The organism is Aeromicrobium sp. SP1 (assembly GCF_055663785.1).
In genome coordinates, this window is sequence record NZ_JBQVVK010000001.1 from 2,740,496 (window position 1) to 2,762,934 (window position 22,439).

General features: G+C 71.5%; 15 protein-coding genes. 7 read left to right on the top strand and 8 right to left on the bottom strand.

The genetic code is table 11. From position 1 onward, the window contains the following. Positions 1-108: 108 nt before the first annotated feature. The 4 genes from ACT26F_RS13480 to ACT26F_RS13495 all read left to right on the top strand — a co-directional run bounded on the left by ACT26F_RS13480 (position 109) and on the right by ACT26F_RS13495 (position 3,128). On the top strand, positions 109-594 hold the full coding sequence (locus tag ACT26F_RS13480; protein ID WP_471671061.1) for a universal stress protein: 486 nt from the start codon (positions 109-111) through the stop codon (positions 592-594). A gap of 149 nt (positions 595-743) precedes the next feature. After that, entirely contained in the window at positions 744-1,592 is an 849-nt protein-coding gene (locus ACT26F_RS13485; protein WP_471671062.1) for an oxygenase MpaB family protein, read from the top strand. Positions 1,593-1,674: 82 nt separating this feature from the next. Then, positions 1,675-2,208 carry a hypothetical protein gene (locus ACT26F_RS13490; RefSeq protein WP_471671063.1) on the top strand — a complete coding sequence of 178 codons (534 nt, stop codon included), beginning with the start codon at positions 1,675-1,677 and terminating at the stop codon, positions 2,206-2,208. Then, positions 2,208-3,128 carry an LLM class F420-dependent oxidoreductase gene (locus tag ACT26F_RS13495; RefSeq protein ID WP_471671064.1) on the top strand — a complete coding sequence of 307 codons (921 nt, stop codon included), beginning with the start codon at positions 2,208-2,210 and terminating at the stop codon, positions 3,126-3,128. The genes ACT26F_RS13490 and ACT26F_RS13495 overlap by 1 nt, the downstream gene beginning before the upstream one ends. 26 nt (positions 3,129-3,154) lie before the next feature. On the opposite strand, the gene ACT26F_RS13500 is transcribed toward ACT26F_RS13495, so the two are convergent. Further along, positions 3,155-11,551 carry a DUF5979 domain-containing protein gene (locus tag ACT26F_RS13500; RefSeq protein ID WP_471671065.1) on the bottom strand — a complete coding sequence of 2,799 codons (8,397 nt, stop codon included), beginning with the start codon at positions 11,549-11,551 and terminating at the stop codon, positions 3,155-3,157. A gap of 133 nt (positions 11,552-11,684) precedes the next feature. On the opposite strand from ACT26F_RS13500, the gene ACT26F_RS13505 reads away from it, so the two are divergent. Continuing rightward, positions 11,685-14,342 (top strand): winged helix-turn-helix domain-containing protein, encoded by a 2,658-nt coding sequence (locus ACT26F_RS13505; RefSeq protein ID WP_471671066.1) that lies wholly within the window; start codon positions 11,685-11,687, stop codon positions 14,340-14,342. Here ACT26F_RS13505 and ACT26F_RS13510 read toward each other — a convergent pair. From ACT26F_RS13510 to ACT26F_RS13520, 3 genes are all read right to left on the bottom strand, one after another. Next, a complete protein-coding gene (locus ACT26F_RS13510) occupies positions 14,315-14,938 on the bottom strand; it encodes a DUF6325 family protein (RefSeq protein ID WP_471671067.1) in 624 nt (207 codons plus the stop codon). The genes ACT26F_RS13505 and ACT26F_RS13510 overlap by 28 nt on opposite strands. 102 nt (positions 14,939-15,040) lie before the next feature. Continuing rightward, positions 15,041-15,538, bottom strand: coding sequence for a hypothetical protein (locus ACT26F_RS13515; protein ID WP_471671068.1), 498 nt, complete (start codon positions 15,536-15,538; stop codon positions 15,041-15,043). Further along, complete coding sequence (locus ACT26F_RS13520; protein ID WP_471671069.1) at positions 15,531-18,269, bottom strand: cation-translocating P-type ATPase; 2,739 nt, start codon at positions 18,267-18,269, stop codon at positions 15,531-15,533. Before ACT26F_RS13520 ends, ACT26F_RS13515 begins: the two co-directional genes overlap by 8 nt. A gap of 161 nt (positions 18,270-18,430) precedes the next feature. On the opposite strand from ACT26F_RS13520, the gene ACT26F_RS13525 reads away from it, so the two are divergent. Both ACT26F_RS13525 and ACT26F_RS13530 read left to right on the top strand, forming a co-directional pair. Next, a complete protein-coding gene (locus ACT26F_RS13525; RefSeq protein WP_471671070.1) occupies positions 18,431-18,865 on the top strand; it encodes a DUF6325 family protein in 435 nt (144 codons plus the stop codon). A 29-nt stretch (positions 18,866-18,894) separates the two neighbouring features. Further along, positions 18,895-19,197: an SHOCT domain-containing protein gene (locus ACT26F_RS13530; RefSeq protein WP_471671071.1), complete on the top strand. Its 303-nt coding sequence runs from the start codon at positions 18,895-18,897 to the stop codon at positions 19,195-19,197. An 87-nt stretch (positions 19,198-19,284) separates the two neighbouring features. On the opposite strand, the gene ACT26F_RS13535 is transcribed toward ACT26F_RS13530, so the two are convergent. From ACT26F_RS13535 to ACT26F_RS13550, 4 genes are all read right to left on the bottom strand, one after another. Beyond that, complete coding sequence (locus tag ACT26F_RS13535; RefSeq protein ID WP_471671072.1) at positions 19,285-19,449, bottom strand: hypothetical protein; 165 nt, start codon at positions 19,447-19,449, stop codon at positions 19,285-19,287. Positions 19,450-19,518: 69 nt separating this feature from the next. Then, positions 19,519-21,012: an MFS transporter gene (locus ACT26F_RS13540; RefSeq protein ID WP_471671073.1), complete on the bottom strand. Its 1,494-nt coding sequence runs from the start codon at positions 21,010-21,012 to the stop codon at positions 19,519-19,521. Next, a complete protein-coding gene (locus tag ACT26F_RS13545) occupies positions 21,009-21,431 on the bottom strand; it encodes a hypothetical protein (RefSeq protein WP_471671074.1) in 423 nt (140 codons plus the stop codon). Before ACT26F_RS13545 ends, ACT26F_RS13540 begins: the two co-directional genes overlap by 4 nt. Positions 21,432-21,501: 70 nt before the next feature. Further along, complete coding sequence (locus ACT26F_RS13550; protein ID WP_471671075.1) at positions 21,502-22,386, bottom strand: hypothetical protein; 885 nt, start codon at positions 22,384-22,386, stop codon at positions 21,502-21,504. Positions 22,387-22,439 lie beyond the last annotated feature (53 nt).

Here is a 22,439-nt window from a genome sequence, read left to right on the forward strand (position 1 = left end):
GGTACCCACGGTCCCGGGTCGAAGGTCCCGAAGAGTCAGGCGGTTCGGCACTGTCGCGGAACCGTCCGCAGGACGAGGCTGGAGATGTCAGCGAGGGAAGGAAGATCGATGAGCGCCAACCGGATCGTCGTCGGGGTCGATGAGTCGCCCGCCGGAGCCGCAGCCCTGCGATGGGCGGCCCGCGAGGCCGAGCTGCACGGCGCCGAGCTGAGGATCGTGCACGTCTGGCAGATCGACGCGGCGATCGCGATGGCCGGCGGCAGCGAGATCCCCTGGCTGGCGGTCGAGTCCGATGCCCGGTCCCAGGCCGCCCGGTGGGTGTCCGACACGATCGGGGCCGAGGACTCCACCGGCGCGCTGCGCAGGATCGACGTCGTCCAGGGCGCACCCGGACCCACCCTCGTCGAGTCCTCCCGCGACGCCGCGATGCTCGTCGTCGGCACCCGCGTCCACACGGGACTGAGTCGCGTCCTGTTCGGCTCCGTGAGCCACTACTGCCTCACGCACGCCGCCTGCGCCGTCGTCGCCGTTCCCTCCTCCCTCGAATCCGAGCAGCTCACCGTGGAGTCGGCCGGCGAGCTCGTCACGACGTAACGGCGTCGCGAAGAACCCGTGGCTCACGTGAAGTTCGCACCTTTCCTCTGAGTCACGTCCGCAGCGGGACCTCCTCACCCCCCGGAGGTCCCGCTGCATCCCCCCGGTCCCGGCGGCACCCCCATGCCGCCGGGGCTACGGTGGTCCGCATGATCGACGTGGTCCGCGGACGGGCGGCCGAGATGCTGTTCGCCCGGGTCGCCGGCCCGGAGGGACCCCGGCGACGCGAGCGCATCCACGACACGCCTGGACCGCGGCGGTTCGCCCCCGGCGACCCGGTCTGGCGCGTGCACGCCGACGCCGCGATGTTCGTCGGCGGGATCCGCGCCCTGCTCCTGCAGTCGCTGCACCCCCTCGCGATGGCGGGCGTCGACCAGCACTCCGGCTTCCGCGGTGATCCGTGGGGCCGGCTGCAACGCACGAGCGGCTTCATCGCCGAGACCACCTTCGCCACGACCGACCATGCCGACCGGGCGATCGGCGCCGTGCGGCGGATCCACGACCGGGTCGCCGGGACGACGCCGGACGGTCGCCCGTACACCGCCTCCGACCCGCGCCTGCTCACGTGGGTGCACGTCGCCGAGGTGGACTCGTTCCTGCGGGCCCACGACCGCTACGGCGCGCAACCACTGACCGGTCCCGAGCGTGACCTCTACGTCGCGCAGGCGGGCGTCACGGCTCGCCTGCTCGGCGCCGAGGACGTCCCCACGTCGGTTGCCGAACTCAGGGACACACTGGCCTCGTTCCGGCCCGAGCTCGAGTCCACTCCCGCGGCGCGCGCCGCCGCCCGGTTCCTGCTGGTCCACCCACCCGTGCCGCTGCCGCTGCGCGCGCCGTACGGCCTCCTCGCCGCAGCGGCCGTCGGACTGCTGCCGCGCTGGGCCCGGCGGCCGCTGCGACTGCCGTGGCTCCCGGTGACCGAGGCGACCGCGGTCCGCGCCGGCGGCCTCGTCGTGACCCGGGCGATCGGTTGGGCGATGGCGGCGCCGAACGCCTGAGCCGATCGCGCTCGGCGTGAGGTTCGGGCCGGGTCGCGACACAATGGGAGACGACCCACCCCAGATCCAGGAGTTGACCCTCGTGAAGAAGCTTGCCCTGTTGGCGGCCGTCGCCGTCGGATACGTCCTCGGGACCCGCGCCGGACGGGCGCGCTACGAGCAGATGAAGAGCCAGGCCGAGCGAGTCTGGAGGACCGAGCCGGTCCAGTCCACGGTCGAGAAGGCGCAGGAGACCGCGAAGCACGCCGCGGCCGACGTGGGTCACAAGGTCGCCGAGACCGCCAAGGACGTCACGAGCGTCGTGACCGAGAAGGTCAAGACGGCGGCCGACTTCGCCTCCGACCCCGACGACGTGTCGTCCGACGCCGACGCCGTCGTGGCGAACACGATCCGCACGACGGCCGACGATGTCGCGGCCGATGCCGATGCCGCCGCGGCGGCCGCCGACGCCGAGGCCGCCTTCGGCGGCGACGAGAACGTGGCCGACCAGTACGCCGCCACCGCCAACGAGCTGTCCACGCAGGCCGATGACCTGCGCGAGGCCGCGGACACGCTGTCCGACAAGGCGGACGCCGAGGCCGCGTTCGGGGAGTCCGACGAGGACGACCGCAACTGATGCGGCTGCGGATCTTCACCGAGCCGCAGCAAGGCGCCTCCTACGACGACCTGTTGGCCGTCGCGAGCGAGGCCGAGCGGCTCGGCTTCGACGCGTTCTTCCGCTCGGACCACTACCTCTCGATGGGCGGTCCGGGCCTGCCCGGCCCGACCGATGCGTGGACCACGCTCGCCGGGCTCGCCCGCGACACCCGCACGATCCGGCTCGGCACCCTCGTGACGAGTGCGACGTTCCGGCTGCCCGGACCGCTCGCGATCACGGTCGCCGGGGTCGACCAGATGAGCGGCGGACGCGTCGAGCTCGGACTCGGCGCCGGCTGGTTCGACGCCGAGCACCGTGCGTACGCGATCCCGTTCCCCCCGACGCCCGAGCGCTTCGACCGACTCGAGGAGCAGCTCGAGATCATCACGGGGCTGTGGGAGGACACGACGGGCTCGTACTCGTTCGAGGGCCAGCACTACACGGTGCAGGATTCGCCTGCGCTGCCGAAGCCCGCGCAGCAGAAGGTGCCCGTCATCATCGGCGGCAAGGGCAGGCGGCGCACGCCGCAGCTCGCGGCCCGGTTCGCCGACGAGTTCAACGTGCCGTTCGAGGACACCACGTTCACCCGCGCGCAGTTCGGCCGCGTTCGCACGGCCTGCGAGAAGGCTCAGCGCGACCCCGACGAGCTCGTGTACTCGAACGCCCTCGTGCTGTGCGCGGGATCGGACGAGGCCGAGATCGCGCGTCGGGCCGCGGCGATCGGTCGTGAGGTCCCCGAGCTGCGCCAGAACGGCCTGGCCGGGACGCCCGCCGAGATCCTCGACCGGCTCGACGCCTACGCGCAGGCCGGCACGCAGGCCGTCTACCTGCAGGTGCTCGACCTGGCCGATCTCGACCACGTGCGGCTCGTCGCGGAGGAGATCCTGCCGCACCTGTGAGGCCAAACGCGCGCCGCGCTCCTCGCTCAGGACCGGCGGCGGCGCGCGGCCAACAGGCCCAGGCCCGCGACGATCGCGACGAAGGCCCCGAGCAGTGTCGGCGCGTCCACCGGCGAGCCCGTGCCGGACAGACCGGAGTCGTCGGTCGCCGGCAGCGCGTCGAACCGGTTCGTCACCCTGATCGTGACCGCCGCCGCGTCCTCGACCGGCACGGTCACGGTCGCGGGGGCGACCGTCACGTCATCGGCGCCACCGTCGTCGGTCTCGACGAGCGAGCAGCGCGCGCCGACCGGCAGCCGGCCGTACTGGGCCGTGAGGTGGTCGGGCCGACGCAGCGTCCGGTCGGCCCCGCCGGGGATCTCGATCGGGACGGCCACGCCGTCGACCTGCCGCGTGCAGGCGAGCGTGACGGTGAACCGACTGCCGCCGAGCTCGTCGGCGCCCCCACCGGTGATCCGCTTCGCCACCGTGATCGCGCCGACGTCGAACGTGTTCGTGACCGTCACCGTCGCGGCGGCCTCGCCGCCGGCCGTCACGTCGACCCCCTCGGCGGGCATGACCTGCGACGAGGTCGCGCCACCGGTCCTGGGCTCCGTGACGTCGCAGTGCGCGCCGACGGGCAGCGTGTCCACCGTCCACGTCGGATCGGCGGCGCTGATCTCGTGCGTGCCGTCGTAGACGATCTGGGGGTCCGCGCCAGCGAACGTGCACTCCAGCCGGACCTCGAAGGTGCTGTCGCCCCACAGTTCGGCCCCGGCGCCCGCGACCTGCTTCGTCACCGTGACGGCCCCGAGCGCGTACGTGTTCGTGAAGTGGGCCACGACGACGTCCGCCTCACCTCCGTCCAGCACGAACTCGCCCGACGAGGTGTCGGTCGCGTCGTCGGGGGTCGCGTCGTCGCCGTCCCGGGTCACCTCGACCGCGGAGCTCGCGGCGCCCGCCGGGTCGGTCTCGGTGACGGTGCAGGTCGCGCCCACCGGCAGACCCGTGAACACCTTCGTCTCGTCCTGGTGCAGCGAGAACTCCCGGTCGGCCTCGGGCACGACCTCCTCGCCGAGGAACGTGCAGCCGGCCTCGAACCCGAACTCGTCGGTGTAGGTGATCGGATCGCCGTCCTGGTCGGTCGCCCCGCTCACCGACTTGCTGACGGTGAAGCCCGTCGCGTCGTACCGGTTGGTGACGGTGATGTCCGCGCTCGGCGGCACGCCCGAGCCCGGCACGAAGACTGGGATCGTCACCGTCTCGCCGAGGTCGACGTCCGTCGCACCCGACGCGTCCTCACTCGTGACCCGGCACGTCGAGCCCTCGGGGATCGGCGCCACGATCTGCTCCTCGCCGTCCCCGGGCAGCACGACCGTGCCGCCGTCGGGCAGGGTCACCGGAAGTCCGGCCCGCTCGCACTCGACGTGCACCGTGAACTCGTCCGGCGCGAAGGCGGCCGCGTCGCCGGTGACCTCCTTCGACAGGACGATCCACCCGGGCGTGAAGATGTTGATCGCGCGGATCGCGACCGGGCCCGCATCGGAGTCACCCACCACGACCGTGCTGGGCACCATCGTCGAGTAGATCGGCTCGGGTGACGCCGCCGTCTCGGTGGCGACGCACGTCGAGCCCGTGGGCAGGCCGTACCACGTGACCGTGGTGGAGTCGCCGGCCGCGTAGTCGATCGTCCTCTCGTCGTCGCCGGGGATCTCGACGTCGACCTCCTCGCCGTCGACCTCACGCGTGCAGGCGAGCGAGAAGCTGAAGCTGCCGCTCTGCTCGATGTTCTCGAGGTCGGCATCGCTGCCGTACAGCTCCTTCGTGAGGGAGACCGAGCCGACGGTGAAGGTGTTCGTGACGGTCACCAGGGCCGGATCGGCGGGGTCGTCGCCCACCGTGAACGTGCCGTCCGTGATCGTCACGTCGGTGGCGCCGCTGTCCTGCGGCTCGGTGACGGTGCACGTCGCCCCGGTCGGCAGGTCCTCCACCGTCCACGTGAGATCGTCCGGCGGGGTCAGCTCGTGCGTGGCGTCGTAGACCGTCGTCGGCACGGCGCCGTCGAGGGTGCACACGAGCCGGACGGTGAACGGCCCGTCACCCCACGCGTCCGCTCCGTCGCCCGTGACGTCCTTCGTCACGGTCACGGCACCGGTCGTGTAGTGGTTGGTGACCGCGACCGCGTTGACGTGGGTCTGGCCATCGTCGGCACCGAGGGTGAACTCGGCCGACCGGCTCGTGGTCGGGTCGGCCGCCTGGCCGTCCTCGGTGACGACGATCGTGGACGAGGCCGAGCCGCCCGTGCCGGTCTCGGTGACCGTGCAGTCGGACCCGGCCGGCAGATCGGCGAAGACCTTCTCGTCACCGTCCGCGAGGGTGAACGTCCGGTCCGCCGCCGGCACCGCCTCCTGTCCTTGGAACGTGCAGGACGCCGTGAAGTCGTACGTGCGGTCGTACGCGATCGCGTTGCCGTCCTGGTCGAGGGCCCCGCCGGCGTCGACGGTCTTCGACACGTCGAACCCGGCGACCCGGTACGTGTTGGCCGCGGTGATCTGCTCGAGCTCCACGGCGTCGGGGAACGCCGGGTCGTACACGTCGTCGCGGCCGGACTCGTCGTTCAGCGCCGTGATCTCGCCCGAGGTCCCGCCGACGCCCGCCGGGTCGTACGTCACCGTCGCGCCCTGCGCAACCGGTTCCTCGGTGAGCGTGCAATCGGCGTACAGCGGCAGGTTGACGTTCCCGCCGGAGTTGTAGGTGACGATCGTGCCGTCCGCCTGGAGGGTCACGAGACTCGCGTCGGCACCGGTGGAGTCGAGCAGCTCGACGTCCTCGCCGCCGGACGTGCAGGCCAGCCGGAACGTGTAGGACGACGCGAGGTCGATCCCCGCGAAGTCCGGGGCATCGACGATCTTGCGCAGCGACAGCTTGCCGGTCGCGGTCGCGACGCCGACGCGGGTCGGCTCGACGACCGGCGTCACGACCGGGGACTGCCCGGCGCCGGGGACTCCCTGGGTTCCCGAGGCGATCGAGTTCCAGGCGATCGGCAGCTCCGAGTCGACGCCGGACGGGGTCGTCCATGCCGTCCGGGTCTGCATCGTCAGGTGGATCGTCGACCCGGGCGCGAGGCCCTCGTCCGGCTCGTCGTACGTGATGACGAACTTGATGGCGACCGCATCGGCGATCTCGGCCTCCGTCGAAGCAGCCGTGACCGGAGTCCACGTCCGCGAGGTCACGTCGCCGTAGCACGGGTCGCCGGTCGCGATCCCGCCCGGCGTGGTCTCGTTGAGGATGTCCTGCGCATTGCACGCACTCGACGGCACCGTCGTCGTGTAGAACCACTGCACGCTCTTGGACAGGTTGTCCACGGCGCCGAGGTTGTTCGTCGGATTGCCGACGAGGGTCGTCGCCCACTGCGAGCCGCGGTCGCTGCCCGTGATCACGCCGACGTCCCCGGGACGCGGCAGGGTGTCGATGCCGGCGATGACGTGCGTCGGGACGTTGCCGACGTTGCGGGCCGTGTACTGCCAGCGCTCGAGGCCACCCGGACGGGTGATCGGCACGCACGGCGTGCGGTAGTAGTCGTTCACCGCGTTGGGCTCGTCGCACACCGACGGCGGGTTGCCGCCCGTGGCGAGGATGCCGAGGTCGTCGTAGTGCGGGTCACCGGGCGCGGCGCCGGGGACGCCGGCTCCCTCGCCCCGGACCGACTTCACGACCGTGATCGGGCTGGCCGGCAGGGCGATCACGTGGGTGAGGGCACGGCACAGACCCACGTTCTCGGTGGTCGAGTCCTGCGTCAGGTCGCGCGTGAAGTGGCACTCGTCGAACGGTCGGTCCGATCGCGCGGTGGTCGCGTTGAGGGTGATGGTGCCCTGGGGCAGGCCGTCCCGGAACTGCAGCGGCGCGTCGAGCCGCAGCACGTCCCCGGGCTCGAGGACGAAGCCGTCCGGCACCGTGATGGACATCCGGCCGGTCTGCTCGTCGAGGCTCGCGGTGAACCCGGCCGTGGACTTCGGCGTGCCGTCGGCGGCGGTCAGGGTGAATTCGTGGTCGGGCGCCGGTTCGCCGCCGGCGTCGCGCGGCTCGACGAGGTACGACCCCTCGGCATCGCGCTGGATCTGGTCGACGAGCGTCAGGCCCGTCATCGGCCAGTCGCCGGAGTTGGTGAAGGTCAGCACGTAGGGGATCCGCTGGCCCGGTGCATACGAGGGCGGGCTGGTCGCACTGCCGTTGCCGGGCGCCTTCGTCACCGTGATCTCGTTGCGCAGGTGACGCAGCAGGGTCGTCGCGTCGTCCTCGTCATCGGCCGACCACACCGGACCGTCCGGAGAGGTCAACCACGTGCCCTCGCTGTGGACGTCGAGCCGGTCGCTCGTGACGCCGCGCTCGGTCTCGCCCGGCGCGGGAGCGAAGTCCGGACGGTCGGACGGCACCGGAGTCGTCGTGTTCCCGCTCGTTCCGTAGCGCAGCGTCGCACGACGGGTGGCGTCGAAGGGGATGCTCAGACGCGGGTTGATCGGCTGCTCCCACTGCGAGCCGTCGGCGTTGCGGGCGCTGATCCGCAGACCCTGCACGTCCGCTGGCGCAACGCCCCCCGGGAGGCTGGGCGTGATCGCACCGTTCGCCGCCGACGGCGTCCAGACGCCCTCGACCCAGCAGTCGTCGAGGGTCGTCGAGCCGTCGCACAGGGCCACCAGCGTGCCGCCCTGCAGCTCGTAGTCCACGCCGACGAGGGCGTCGACCTTCAGCTGGCGGATGGGCGCGGCGAGCGTGACCGGCTGGAACGCGGTGAAGCCGAAGGCGTTCCAGAAGGTCGCGGTGGTGTCGGTGAGGCTCAGTTCCGTCGTGCGCACCGTGCCGGTCGGCTGGCCCTCGAGGGTGACGACGTACGCGTTGGACTCGTTCTCGTACCGCGAGTCCGGATCGATCGTCTTGGTCGCGTCCACGCCGTACGTGGGCTCGACGAGGGTGAACGAGTCGTCCGCGGTGGCATCGGCCTCGTCGGCGGCGTTCGACGCCTCGGCCAGGGCGACGTTCGTGATCGGCGTCGTCGTCGCGACCGGCGCCGCGCCCGTGACCCGGTTCTCCTCACGCAGTTGGAACGTCAGCTCCACGGTCGTCGACGCGCCGGAGTCGACATGGCCACGGTGCTCAACGACGACGTGGGTCACGTCGGCGAGGTCGCCCGGATCGAGCGCCTGCGCCTCGTCGATCGAGTACGGCTGGGGAGTCGCCGACCAGTCCCGGAAGAGCAGCACCTGCGAGCTGGTCGCGCCGGCCGGCACGGTGATCGGGCCGATCGCGTACAGGTTCAACGTCTCGAACGGCTCGGTCTGCGTCGCCGGATCGGCGTTGGCGTCGGTGAGCCGCAGCAGGTCGAGCTTGGCGACGCTCTCGTTCGTGGCGGTGAGCGTGCCGGTGAGCAGGGGGTAGTCCTCCTGCGGCGTCGTGTCCGGCGGGACCGGCAGGCTGGCCTGGTCGAACACCTTGGTCGAGGAGACGTCGACCGGCTGCTCGACGATCAGGATGTCCGCGTCGTCGGTGGCCGTGCGCGTGTCGGCACCGTCGGTGAGCGTCCCCTGGACGGTGTTGCGGACGAGGCCCGGCTGACCCGTGTTGTACCCGTAGTCGTGCTGGTCGCCGAGCACGGGAGCCGCCGGGTCGGAGCGCAGGGTGTACCGGATCTCGAAGGTGAGGTCCAGCGGCCGGGTGTTCCCCGCCGTCCGGGCCACTCCGGTCCCGACCTGCGGATCAGAGGCGCTCGTGATCCGCGCGGCGCGGGTCGGGCTCTCCTCGTACGTGACGCGGACGCCGAGGGCGTCCTCACGCTCCGTGCCGGACAGCTCGTACCCGGCGAACAGGCCGTCGCACGCCGCCGCGGTGGGGCAGGCCTCGGCCGTCACGTCCGTCCAGCCCTGGCCGTCGAGATACAGCTCGACGGACGTGATCGCGTCGAAGGTCATGGAGGGATCGGTCTGGGCCGTGATCGGTTCGATCCGGACGAGGTCGAACGCGTCGAAGACCGAGCCGGCGACGTCCGCGGGCGCCGTGGCGGGGTCGGTGATCGTGTAGGTGTCGGCGGGCAGCGCCTGGGTGCCCCACAGGATCCGGGCCGTCCGCTGCTGCTCGGTGAGCGCCACGACGGTGGCTCCGGTCTGCTCCGGGCTGCCGTCGACGAGCCATCCCTTGTCGATCGTGTCGACGCCGTCACCGTCGGGCACGGGGTTGACGATCACGTCGTCGGTGTCCGTGGCGTTGGCCGTGGGATCGACGGCGTCGGGGTTGTGCACCTCGCTGCCGGCCTCGTTGTCGATCGTGATCGGGTCGCCGTCCGGGTCCGGCGTCGCCGGGCCGGTGCCGTCGCGCAGCTCGTCGCGCAGGTCCACGTTCATGTACGTGATGACGTTGAAGCCCGGCGGCAGCAGCTCGCCCGGCTTGGGCGTGAAGGTGTAGCGGATGCCCTGGATCTGGTCCTGCTCATCGGCGGTCGGGGTGTACGTCCACGTCGCGGGGCCCTCGATCGGCCCGGCCAGCGGCACCCACTGCGTGCCGTCCCAGTACTCGACCGTCATGTCGGCGTTCGCGGGGACGTCGGTCGGGCCGAAGGACGTCACGTCGAAGTGGTTCCAGAAGTCACTCGGCGTCCCGGACGGACTCGGCGGGTCGACGATCTGCAGGTACTCCGAGCCGATGGTCGAGGCGTCGTCGCCCTCGTCGTTGACCGCGCCGGTGATGCTCACCGTCGTACCCGCGCCGGGAACACCGGGCAGGGACCCCGCGCCGATGTTCTTGTCGACGGTCGTCGAGATCCGGACCGGGTTGCGGGTCAGGTCGGCGTCGTCGGTCTCGACCGTGCTCTGCTCGCCGTTGGCGTCCGTCGTCTGGGCCGAGGCCGTGTTCGTCGTGGTGACGGGCTCGTCGGCCGGGATGGGGTCGGCGGTCACGTCGAACGGCAGTTCGGCGTAGGCGTTCGCCTCGATGGGTCCGGTGAAGGTGATCGTCCAGCCGGTGACGCGGTGGCCTTCGGTCGGGTCCGGAATCGTGTCGGGCGTCGTCGAGGTCTTCGGGTCCTCGGTGAAACCGTCCTCGTACGTGTACTGGATCGACACGCCCGTGGCGTTGAGCGGCCACGCGACCCCGTCGGTGAAGCCGTCGAACGTGATGCCCTGCTCGACGAAGTCCGGCGTTCCCGCGGCCGGGTCGCTGACGACCATCTCGGTGACGGCCGTGCCGCCGTTCGTCGCCCGGAGCCCCGCCGTCGTGGACTCGCCCGGTGTCAGGGCGGCCGTCTCGTACGTCTTCTCGATGCCCACCTCGACCGGCGTGTGCTCGATCACGATCGAGTCGTCGTCGGTCACGACCGCGGAGGTGTCGTCGCCGAGCGCCACCTGCGACGACGCCGTGTTCGACACCGTGACGCTGTCGCCGCTCGGGATGTCGGTGACGGTGTCGCGGGTCTGCGTCGACAGCTCGATCGCGGCATCGCCGTCCGCGGGTGTGATCGGCACCTGTCCGCCGTCGGCCGAGAAGGTGAACCGCAGGCCGTGCACGTCCGCGTAGTCGACGCCGGCGAGCAGGTCGTTCGGGTCGGCCGGGATCGGGGTCGTCGGGGTCCCGGTGTGCCACACGCCGTCGGCGTCCTGCCAGTCGACCTGGACCGTGTCGGCTCCGGCCGGTGGCGTCAGGGACGTGATGCCGGTGAACTCGAGGTACTCGAACGGGTCGGCCGTGCCGTCGGCCGGATCCTGGACCACCACCTCGTCCACGGCCGTGTTCGAGGTGTTGCCACCTCCGAGCGTGATGTCGACGTCCTGCCCGGCGACGGCCGGGATCGTGCCGTCGGGCGAGATGGCCTTGGTGATGGTGGACGCGAGGTCGGTCGGCACCTCGATCGTCACCTCGGCGTCGTTGGTCTTCGTCGTGGCGTTGTCGGCCGTGACGGTCGCGGTGTTGGTGATCGTGCCGTTGTTCTCGGCCGTCGCGTCGGCGGGGACGAGGACGTCGACCGAGATCGTGACGACCTGTCCGGCCGGCAGCCCGGTGAATCCCGGCTCGAGATCCTCGACGAAGGTCACCGCGAAGGCGTTGTCACCCGTGGTGTCGGTCGTGCTGGCGACACCACCGATCACCGTCACCGCGTCGTCGCCGTCCAGGACGAGCGGCGGCGGCAGGGTGTCGGTCACCTGGGCGGCATCGCAGCCGAGGTTCGTCGTGTTGGTGCAGCTGACCGTGATCGTGTAGGTGAAGGTGTCGCCCGGACCGTACGGACCGGGCGAGCTGACCGACTTGTCGATCGTCAGGATGCCCTCGCCCTGCGCCATCGCAGGGGCGGGCCTGACGACGAGCGCGAGCAGCAGGATGCCGACCCAGGCCAGGACGGAGACGATTCGGCCTCGACGAGCCTTTCCACCGAACAACGTCTCGACCTCCGGGATCCGTCGCACCGCGACACACATTGTTCACGTCAGCCTCGCACGAGCCGCTTGAGACGACCACCCCTGTGAATAGGATGAGTTCCGTCCCCGGGCATCGGCGCTCGGTGACGAAGCTCGACCTGGTGAAGGGAAGCGAGCTGCGATGAGCGACACGAGGGGGGCTCCCGACGGGTCTCGTGGCGCGCCCGCGTCTGCGGTCCTGCAGGCCAAGCTCCGTCCCGCGGCGAGCGCCCGGTACCTCGTCGCCCGCCCTCGCCTCGACGACCTCCTCGACACCGCGACGGCCGCGCCCCTGACGTTGGTCGTCGCCCCGGCGGGATCGGGCAAGACGTCGCTGTTGCGGAGCTGGTGGGAGCGGACGCCGGAGCCGCGCGCCTGGCTCTCCCTCGACGAGACCGATCGTGACCCGGCCCAGTTGTGGACGGCGATCATGGCGGCCCTCGAGGTCGTGGCTCCCGGGTGCTCCGCGCGGCCCACCGAGATGCTGCGATCGCCCGACCGCCTCGCGCAGGCTGTCGGGGTCCTGCTCGACGACCTCGAGTCCCGCGACTACGACCGTCGCATCCTCGTGATCGACGACCTCCAGCTCGTGGACGACGTCGCCATGATCGAGTCCTCCCTCGGCAGCTTCGTGCAACACCTCCCCGCGTGGCTGCACGTGGCCGTCGGCACTCGCCGCGCACCCCATCTGCCGCTGCACCGCCTCCGCGCACGCGGTCAGCTCGGCGAGGTGAACTTCGCCGAGCTGCGGTTCTCGCTCGACGAGGCGGCGGCGATGCTGCACAGCCTCGCACCGACCCTCGAGGCCGACCGGGTGGCCGAGGTGGCCGGCCGCGCCGGCGGGTGGGCCGCGAGCATCCAGCTCGCCGCCCTCGCGGCGCGGGCCGACCGGGCCCAGGCGTCCTTGGAGGCGCCCCTGCACGACGACGGTTCCCATCACCTGCGCGACTACGTCTGGCGCGAGGTGCTGGCCAACGAGTCCGCCGACGTCGTCGACGCGATGCTCGCCACCTCGATCGTCGACCGGGTGGCCCCGGGACTGGCCAAGGCGCTGACGGGCCGCGACGACGCCACCGAGCTGCTCGACCTCGCGGAGGAGCGTGGGCTGTTCACGACCCGCATCGACCCGGTCGGCTCGTTCGAGATCCACGCGCTCGTCCGTGGTGTCCTCACGGCGATCCTGCAGTCGCGTGACCCGGACGTCCTGACGGCGCTGCACGCCCGCGCGGCGCGGTGGTACGAGGACGCCGGGCAGGTCGTGCCCGCGCTGGAGCACCTGCTCCGGGCGGATCGCCCGCGCGAGGCCCTGCGCCTGCTGTGGGGGCAGGAGGCGACGCTGTACGACAGCGGCCGCGAGTCGAGCATCCGGCGCACGATCACCGCTATCCCGGTGTCCATCGCCTCGACCGACGTCGAGACGATGATCGAGTACGCGTGGTGCCATCTGCTGGTCGACCGGCAGAAGTTCCTCGAGACGGTCGACTACGTCGGTACCTGGGCGCGTGAGGAGGGCGGCGTCGACGCAGTCCAGGAGGCGCGCCTGCTCGTCCTCCAGGCCGTCGCGGCCACGCTCCAGGGCGATTGGCGCCAGTCCCCGGAAGAACTGGAACGGGCCCTGGGACTGTTCGGCGGCGCCTGGATGGTCGACCCACTCGGTCAGTTCGCCTGGATCATGCTCGCGCGCGAGATCGCCCTGTCGGAGCACTGGGACGACGGCGGGGACGAGACCCGCCGGGCGCACCGCGCCCTGAGCATCGCGCCCGAGCGACTGCTGGGCTTCGAGGGCGTACGCGCCATGGGCCTCGTGCTCGCCGGGCATCCCGTCGACGCCCTGCGGGTCGTGGCCGGCGTGCGCCAGGCCGCCGAGGTCTCGAACATGACGATCCTCAACACCGAGTTGGCGATCGCCGAGGCGATGGCGCTGCGCGAGATCGGTGACGCACCGGCGGCCAAGCGACTGCTGACCGACGTGGCCCACACCCGCGTCCAGGCCGCGCCGTACGCCGTGCTGCTCGCCTGGATCGAGCTCGTGCGCATGCACCTGGACTCCGGTGACCCCGACGCCGCACAGGAGGCCTTCGGTCACGCCACCGAACTGGTCGACACCGAGCTCGGCGGCCCGGGGACCCGGGACTGGCTGGCCAGGACGGGCGTGCTGCTGGCGACTGATCGCGGTGACCTCGCGACGGCGCAGGGTTGGGCGGCGCAGGTCACCGACTCGTTCTGGTCGGGCGTGGCGATGGCGCGTGTCCTGCTCGCGTCGGACGAGCCCTCGGCCGCCGGGGACGTGCTCAAGACGATCACCCCGCTGTGCGCGCGCCAGCACACGGTGCGCGAACTGCTGCTCTCGCGCTCCGTCACGGATCGCGAGGAGGCGGAGCAGCACCTGTCGGAGGCGGTGAGGACGGCGGTCGAGCACGGCCTCGTGCAGACGATCGCGTCGGAGGGACCCGCCGTGGTCGAGGCCGCGGAGCGGCTCGCCTGGCGGGCGCCGGACACGTGGCTGGATCGGCTCCGCCGGGCCACCGTCCCGACCGCGGCCGGGGGTGCCGAGCGCGCGACCCATCTCGTGGAGACGCTCACCGAGCGCGAGTTCGAGGTGCTGCGACTGCTGCCGAGCAGACTCACGCTCCGCGAGATCGCCGACGAGCTGTTCATCTCGCTCAACACCCTGAAATTCCACCTCAAGGTGATCTACCGCAAGCTCGACTGCAGTTCGCGGGGCGAGGCCGCGGAGATGGCGCGCGCCCTCACGAGCCTGCGCCGGGTCGGTCAGCCGCCGAGCAGCCGCCGCCGCTGATCCTCGTACTGCTCGAACGAGATGACCCCGCGCCCGACGAGCGCACTCAGTTCGCGCAGCTGGGCCGCCTGGTCGATCGCGAGGTCGGTCCGCACCGGGTGAGCGGTCGCCGGCGGCCGGATCAGCAGCCCGCCGTATCGCGACCGGGCCTCGGCCGGGTTCGGCGCCCCCAGGAACTGGTGCCGCGCGACCCGCTCGCCACCGGACACCCGTCCACCCGCATCCCGACTCGCCGTGGCCAGCCGGGCCGCCCAGCGGTCCTCGACGAGCAGCAGCAGCGCGGCGACACCCGGCTCGAGCACCGCCGAGGCCAGCTCGACGTCGTGCTGGCTCAACATCAGCCCGTGGTCCACGAGTTCGACGAGGGCGTCCATGCCCTCGCACTCGGCCACCTCGCTCGTCGTCACCGCGACCTCGCCGGCGCGCCGGGACAGGACCGCGACGTCCAGCACCCTGATCAGCCCGGACCCGACGAGGGAGACCAGCTCGGGGACGAGGCTCGCGAGCTCCTCGACCGACGTCCCGGTCACGAGAACGTACTCGATCAGGTCAGGATCGGGCTCCGTGCGAGCACGGCTGGCGAACACATCTGCCATGGCATCCCCTGCACCGTCGTCGAGCCTGTCCTGTCGATGGCTCGACCTTCGCCGATGACTGGGTGGCTGGACACCACCCCCGCGAGGGTGAGCCGCGTCGCGCTAGTGCAGCGCCACCTTGAGCAGCACCACGAGCAGGCCGACCCCGACACCGGCCATGACGCAGGCGGCTCGGCCGCCTGCGTCCAGTCCCGCCCGGCGGGCGGCGATGTCGCTGTATATCGCCAGCAGGACGCTGCCCGCACCGAGCGCGACCCACGCGGCGTCCCGCATGTCCATGCCGAGCAGGGTCGACACGAGCAGCACCCCGAGCGGCGCGATCGAGGCGAACAACAGCGGCACGGTCTCGCCGAACGCGTGACGCACGGCGGCGAACGGATGGTGCCGGCTCGTGAGCGACGAACCGATCGTCACGGCGTGCAGGTGGGCCACCCAGTAGACGAACACCGTGCCGAGGATCGCGAGGCACAACTGTCCGACCGTCTCGAGGTGGGTCCCGCCGTAGGCGATCGCCGCGGAACACACCACCGTGCCCGTGATCGCGCCCTCGCCACCTCGGTCGAGCCCGAAGGGATCGACGTCGTGGTCGGATTCATCCACCGGACACGTCCGACCCGGCCCGGCGCCGCAGCACGACCTTGACGAGCTCCTCGATCACGACGAGGGATGCGGCGATGGCCAGGCACGTGCACCACTGCTCGAACGACAGGCCGACCGTGTTGAAGATCCGCTGGAGGAAGCCGAGCTCGGTGACCAGGACGATCGCCAGCAGCGCGAGTCCGTAGCGCCGCAGCTGCATCACGCCGGGGAAGGTGTCGGGCTCGAAGACGGACCGCAGCTGGTCGCGGCACAGCAGCGCCCCGAATACGTGGAAGATCGAGAGCGCCGTCAGCAGCATCGTCGAGGCGAGGATGGCATCGCCCTGGTCGTCGCCGATCTGGTAGGCGGCGAGCGCGCCGATCGTCATGACGAGGCCCTGCAGGCACAGCCGCACCCAGTTCGCGCGGGAGAGGACGGGTGCGCCGACGGGCCGCGGCGGCCGCGCCATGAGTCCACGGGCGGGCTGGTCGAAGCCGAGCGCGATCGCGAGCGGGATGTCGACGACCATGTTGAGCCACAGGATCTGCAGCGGGTTGAGCGGCGAACCGCTCGCGATCCCCAGGATGCCGGCGCCGATGAAGATCGCGATGTAGGCCACGAGGGTCGACATCTGGAAGCGCAGGTACTTGAGCAGGTTGTCGTAGAGCGTGCGGCCGTACGAGACCGCACCGACGATCGTCGCGAAGTTGTCGTCCGTCAGGACCATGACGGCGGCCTCCTTCGAGACCTCCGTGCCGGTGATGCCCATCGCGACGCCGATGTCGGCGGTCTTGAGCGCCGGCGCGTCGTTGACGCCGTCACCGGTCATCGCGACGATGTTGCCCTTCTCCTTGAGCAGCCGGACGAGGCGCACCTTGTCCTCGGGCGCGACCCTGGCCACGACGCCGATCTCGTCGAGCTCGGACCGCAGCCGCTCGTCGTCCATCGCGGCGAACTCGGTGCCGGTGACCGCGCGGCCCTCGATGCCCAGCTCGCCGGCGATCGCGGCGGCAGTGCTGGCATGGTCGCCCGTGATCATCCGGACCCGGATGCCGGCATCGCGGCACTCGGCGATCGCTGCCTTCGCCTCCGGGCGCGGCGGGTCGACGATGCCGACCATGGCCAGCAACGTGAGGTCCTGGACGAGCTCGATGAGGTTGGTCGACGACCGCACCGTCTCCGGGTCGAGGTCGCGCTCGGCGACCACCATGACCCGTTCGCCGGCCGCGGCGATCCGGTCGTTCGCCGCGGAGGCGAGGTCCCGGTTCTCGTCGGTGATGGCGCGCACCGTGCCGTCGGGCTCACGGAACGAGACCGATCGGGCGATCAGCACGTCGGGCGCTCCCTTGACGTAGCAGCGGACGACGGGGCGTCCGTCGGCGCCGGTCATGTCGTGGAAGGTCGCCATGAACTTGTACTCGGAGTCGAACGGCACCTCCGCCACCCGCGGGATCGCGGCCCGCGTCTCGGTGATGTCCAGCCCGCCCTTGGCACCCAGGACGATCAGCGCGCCCTCGGTCGGATCGCCGATCAGGTCGGTGCCGTCGAGCACCGCGTCGGCGCACAGCACCATCGGGAGCAGGTAGGGGTGCAGGTCGTACCGCGCGCCGCCGGTGTGCCGGATCTCGCCGACGGGGTCGTAGCCCTCACCGGTCACGGTGAAGCGGTGACCGCCCGGCAGGACGACCTCGCGCGCCGTCATCTTGTTCAGGGTCAGCGTGCCGGTCTTGTCCGAGCAGATCGCCGACGTCGAGCCGAGCGTCTCGACCGCCGGGAGCCGCTTCACGATCGCGTTCCGGCGGGCGATCTCCCGGGTCCCCATCGACAGCAGCGCCGTCACGACGGCGGGCAGCCCGGTCGGGATCGCGGCGACGGCGAGCGCGACGCCGGTGATGAACAGGGTGTCGAACGACTGGCCCTGCGCGAGTCCGAGCAGCACGACGAGCACGAGCGCCACCGCGGCGATCGAGGCGATCACCTTCGACAGCGCGTCGAGCTGGCGCTGCAGCGGGGTCTTCGAGGTCTCGGTGTTGGCGAGCATGTCGGCGATGTGGCCGATCTCGGTCCCCATCCCCGTCGAGGTCACGATCAACTCGCCACGACCGCGTGTGACCGCCGTGTTCATGTACGCCATGCACAGCCGGTCGCCGAGCGGGACGTCCTCGCCCGGAACGGGATCGGTCGACTTGCCCACCGGGACGCTCTCGCCGGTGAGCGCCGCCTCCTCGATCTCGAGGGTGGCGGCGAGGGCGATGCGCCCGTCGGCGGGAACCCGGTTGCCGGCCTCGACGAGCACGACGTCACCGGGGACGAGCTCCTCGGCGTCGATCTCGATGGCCGTGCCACCACGGCGCACCCGCGTGATGGTCTTCATCATCTGCGCGAGGGCCTTGACGCTCTCCTCCGCCTTCGCCTCCTGGCGCAGGCCGACGACCGCGTTGAACACGGTCAGGCCGACCAGCACGACGGTCGTGCCGGCCTCGCCCGTGACGAGCTGGTTCACGAGGGCCGCGACGAGCAGGACGATCTGCATGAAGTCCTGGTACTGGCGCAGGAACGCGCGCCACGTCGGCTCCTTGCTCGTCGCGGTGAGCTTGTTGGCGCCGTGCGAGGCGAGTCGCCGGGCGGCCTCCTCGGCCGACAGGCCCTGCGCGAGGTCGACGCCCAGACCCTCCGCCACCTGCTCGGCCGTCGACCCGACCGGGTCGGGTACGGCGGTGGCGGCGCCGGCGGCGCGGACGTCGTTCGTCATGGTCGTCCTCTTCCCTCGGCACGGGTCCGTGACCGCTGTTCCCATCGTGCGATCCCCGTGGGTGGTGACGCCTCACCCCCCGTGGGGTGGGGTGCCGCCACCCCGGCTCGTGGCAGCGTCGAGGGTGGTGCAGACGACAACCGTCACACGAGGAGAAACACATGACGCAGCAGGACGTGGGACCCATCGACTACCTGGCGCTGGAGTTCCCCGGCGCCCGCCTCCAGGGCAAGGGCCTGGCGGCCCTCGTCGACCTGGTGGACAGCGGCATCATCCGCATCCTCGACCTGCGGGTCGCGAGAGTGACCGATGACGGGTTCACCGCGGTCGCGATCACCGACCTCGACGGGGACGGCACGCTCGACCTGGCCGTCTTCGAGGGCATCGAGTCGGGACTGCTCGACGACGACGACCTCGCCGAGGGTGCCTCGCTCAGCTCGCCGGGCAACGCGGTCGGTCTGCTCGTGTACGAGAACACGTGGGCCGGCCCCTTCGTGACGGCCATGAACGAGGCCGGCGCCCAGGTCATCGCGAGCGGCCGCATCCCGGTCGCCGACGTGATCGAGGCGCTCGACGCGGCCGACACGGACGCCTGACCCACCCGAGACGACGGAAGGACGAGGACATGGGACTCATCGGAGGAATGGCACGCACGGCCGTGGTCGCGGGTACGGCGACCGCCGTCTCGAACCGCGTGTCGCGACGACAGGCGGGACGCTGGGCGGCCCAGGAGGGCTACCCCCAGCAGCAGTACGCGGAGCCGCAGTACGCAGCTCCGCCGCCCCCGCCCCCGCCGCCGCCCGCTCCGGCGGCCACCGGCGATGCCGACGACCTGATCGCCCAACTGGAGAAGCTCGGCCAGCTGCGTGACAGCGGAGTCCTCACGGACGCCGAGTTCGATCGGCAGAAGGCCAAGCTGCTCGGCTGACTTCGTCGACGCGGGTGGTGTGAAGGTCAGGACCGTCTGGTCCGCACGACCTTCGTGCCACCCGCGTCTTCGTCTGTCGGGGGCGCGTCAGCGCAGGTCGGCGAACCGATCGGTCTCGATGGCGTCGAGGTCCTCGCACTCGTCCGCGGCGAACGTGGCGACGACGCGATCGGCGCAGCCCGATGCCACCGCGACGACCGTCCCGACCGTCGTGAGCACCCCGATGCCAATGCCGACGAACAGCGTTCCCATGGTCCTCACCTCCGTCACCGTCGTGTACCCGATGACGAGCACGCGGACGCCGATTTCGGACCAGGCGGGTCAGCTGGCGGGGTCTCCCCCCGTGCCCGTGGCGGTGGTCGGCAGCGTGTGCGCGACGGAGGCGGCGGAGGCCGCGGCGTCGCCGATCGTGCCGCGTGCGTGGCGGTAGCGGCGACCCATCACGACGGCCATCGCGACTCCGGCGAGGCTGAACGCCGTCATGACCCACGCGGTCGAGGTCAGGCCCGCGGTCAGCGCGGCGGAGGCCGACGCTCCGTCCTCGAGGCGGCCTGCGCCCACCTGGGCGTAGAGCGTGGCCGCGATCGCGGTCGCGACGGCGGCGCCGACGTACCGGGCCATGTTCGAGATGCCGGAGGCCTCGCCGACCTGGTGCGCGGGGACGGCTGCGGTCGCCGCGGCCGAGGCGGGACCGTTGGACATGCCCATGCCCACGGCCACCGCCACGAGCGGGAGCAGGAAGGCGATGTAGCGCCAGTCGTCCTGGGCGAATCCGATGGCCGCGAACCCGGCGGCGGTGACGAGGAAGCCCAGTCCGACGACCTGGCGGGCGCCGATCCGCGCGGCCCAGCGGGGGACGAGCGGGGCCACGACGACCAGGCCGATCGTCGCGGGCAGCGTCGCGATGCCCGCCTCGAGCGGGCTGAAGCCCAAGGAGTCGGGGTCCTGGAAGTACAGGCTCAGGACGTACATGAGGGCGTTGATCGTGCCGGCGCCGATGAGGATCGCGACGGTGGAGCCGACCAGCACGCGGTTCTTCAGCAGCTTGAGGTCGACCAGCGGCACGGCGACGCGACGCTCGACGAGCAGGAACGCGTAGCCCGCGGCGACCGCGACGAGCAGCGAGCCGATCGTCGCGACGGACGTCCAGCCCCAGTCGCTGCCCTTGCTGACGGCGAGGATGAACGGCGCCAGCGTCAGGGCGACGAGGCCGGCCCCGAGGTAGTCGATCGAGCTCGAGCGGTTCGCGTCACGCGACTCCTGCACGGCGAAGTACGTCAGGGCGATGCACAGCGCGGCGACGACGGCGTCGATCCAGAACAGGCCCTGCCATCCGGTGATGCCGACGAGCAGGCCGCCCAGCAGTGGTCCGGCGGCGGCGCCGACGGCGGCCGCCGCACCCCACAGGGACACGGCGCGGACCTGTTCCTGGCCTTCGTTGGCCACGGTCAGCAGGCTCAGTCCGCAGGCCAGGATCGTCGAGCCGGCAGCGCCCTGGATGAGGCGTCCCGCGATGACCATCTCACCGGTCGTGGCCAGCGCGATCATGATGCACGAGGCGACGAACAGGATGAGGCCGAGCTGGAACACGCGCTTGCGGCCGAAGACGTCGCCGAGTGCGCCGGAGGTGACGATCACGGCGGCGCCGACGAGCGAGTAGCCCGTCACGGCCCACTGCAGCGTCGAGACGGACATCCCGGTGTCCTCGCTGATCGCCGGCAGCAGGATGCTGACCGCCGACGTGTTGGCGTTGACGACGAGCGTCGAGATGCAGGTTGCCGCGAGGACTCCGCTGGCCTTGCCGGTGCCGGTCATGAGGTCTCCTCGCATCGCTTGTCGCCGAACTTCTCGAACTTCGCCCAGGCCTGACGCACGTCGTCGAGCTTGTCCTCCAGCAGCGGTTGTGCCACGTCTCGCTCCTCCTGTGCCGTCGCGACGGCCTCGTCGACGAAATCGCCGACGGCCGTCCGCAGACCGGCGATGACGGACTGCCACACGTCGCCCGCCTCGGACTCCACCTCGTCGAGCTGGTCCTCGACGTCGGCCGCCTGCTCGTTCAGCTCCTCGGAGGTCGACTCACGGAGGTCGGCGCCCCTGAGCGAGTCGACCTTCGTGGTGAGTTGCCCGTAGGCGTCGCACAGTTCCTCAGACGTGTCGTCCGAGGAGCTGCACCCCGCGAGCAGTACCGACCCGAGCGCGAGGGCGACTGCCCACCGGAGATGTCGATCGACCATGGCGTCCAACCTAGGCGGCGCGAGGGTCGTGCGGGCCACCTCTCAGCGGGTGGTCCAGCCTGCGGGCACCTCAGCTGCCGTCGACCTCGGGGGCGAGGACGGCCTCCAGTTGCCGGATCGCGTCGTCGATCTCGAGCACCCACGGCGTCGTCGGATCCGCGGTTCCGAGGCCACCGACGCGGGCGCGGACGTCCCGGATCGCGTCCCGCACCGCGACGGCCCGGGCGGCGTCGGTCTGGTCCTTGGCGGTCGACTCGAGGATCGTCAGGTCGTCCTCGGCCGCGACGACCCGAGGCTCGGCGACCTGCCACCCTCCGGCGACCGCGGCGAGTGAACCAGTGTCCCTCAGCTGCGGGAGCAGGTCGCGGGCCAGCCAGGCCGCCTCGGCCTCGGCATGGTGGAGTCCGTCCTGCCAGCGCTGCCGGCGGCGGCGCGTCACCAGCAGGCTCGCCCCGATGCCGGCGGCGATCGCCAGGGCCGCGAGGAGCCAGCCGATCCAGCTGTTCGAGTCCTCGCTCGTGGCGTCCGCGTCGGGGTCGGTGGTGGGTGACTCGGTGGGAGCCGTCGCCGTCGCGGTCGGACCCGCGATGTCGTCGTCGGTGGGCTCGGTGGTCGGCTCCTGCGTCGGCTCCTCCTCCGTCGGCTCGGTGCTCGGCGCCGTGCTCGGCTTCGGCGTGGGGCGAGTCGTGGGGCGAGTCGTGCGCTCGGTCGTCGGCTCGGTCGTGGGCTCGGTGGTCGGGTCCTGCGTCGGCGTGGTGGCGTCCGTGGGCGCTGAGGTGCGGATCGGCGTCCGCGTGGGGCTCGGCAGCGTCCTGCTCGGGGTGAACGAGGGCGACACGGTGGGCCGGTCCTCACCCTCGCCGGCGCCGCACGCGGCCACCGACCCGAGGACCATCCCGCACATCAGGAGCACGCCCACGACACGCTTCATCCAGCCCACCTCCACGAAGGACATTGGCGACACTGTCGCATTCGGCTGAAATCCCCGAACCACCCGAACGAGGGTGG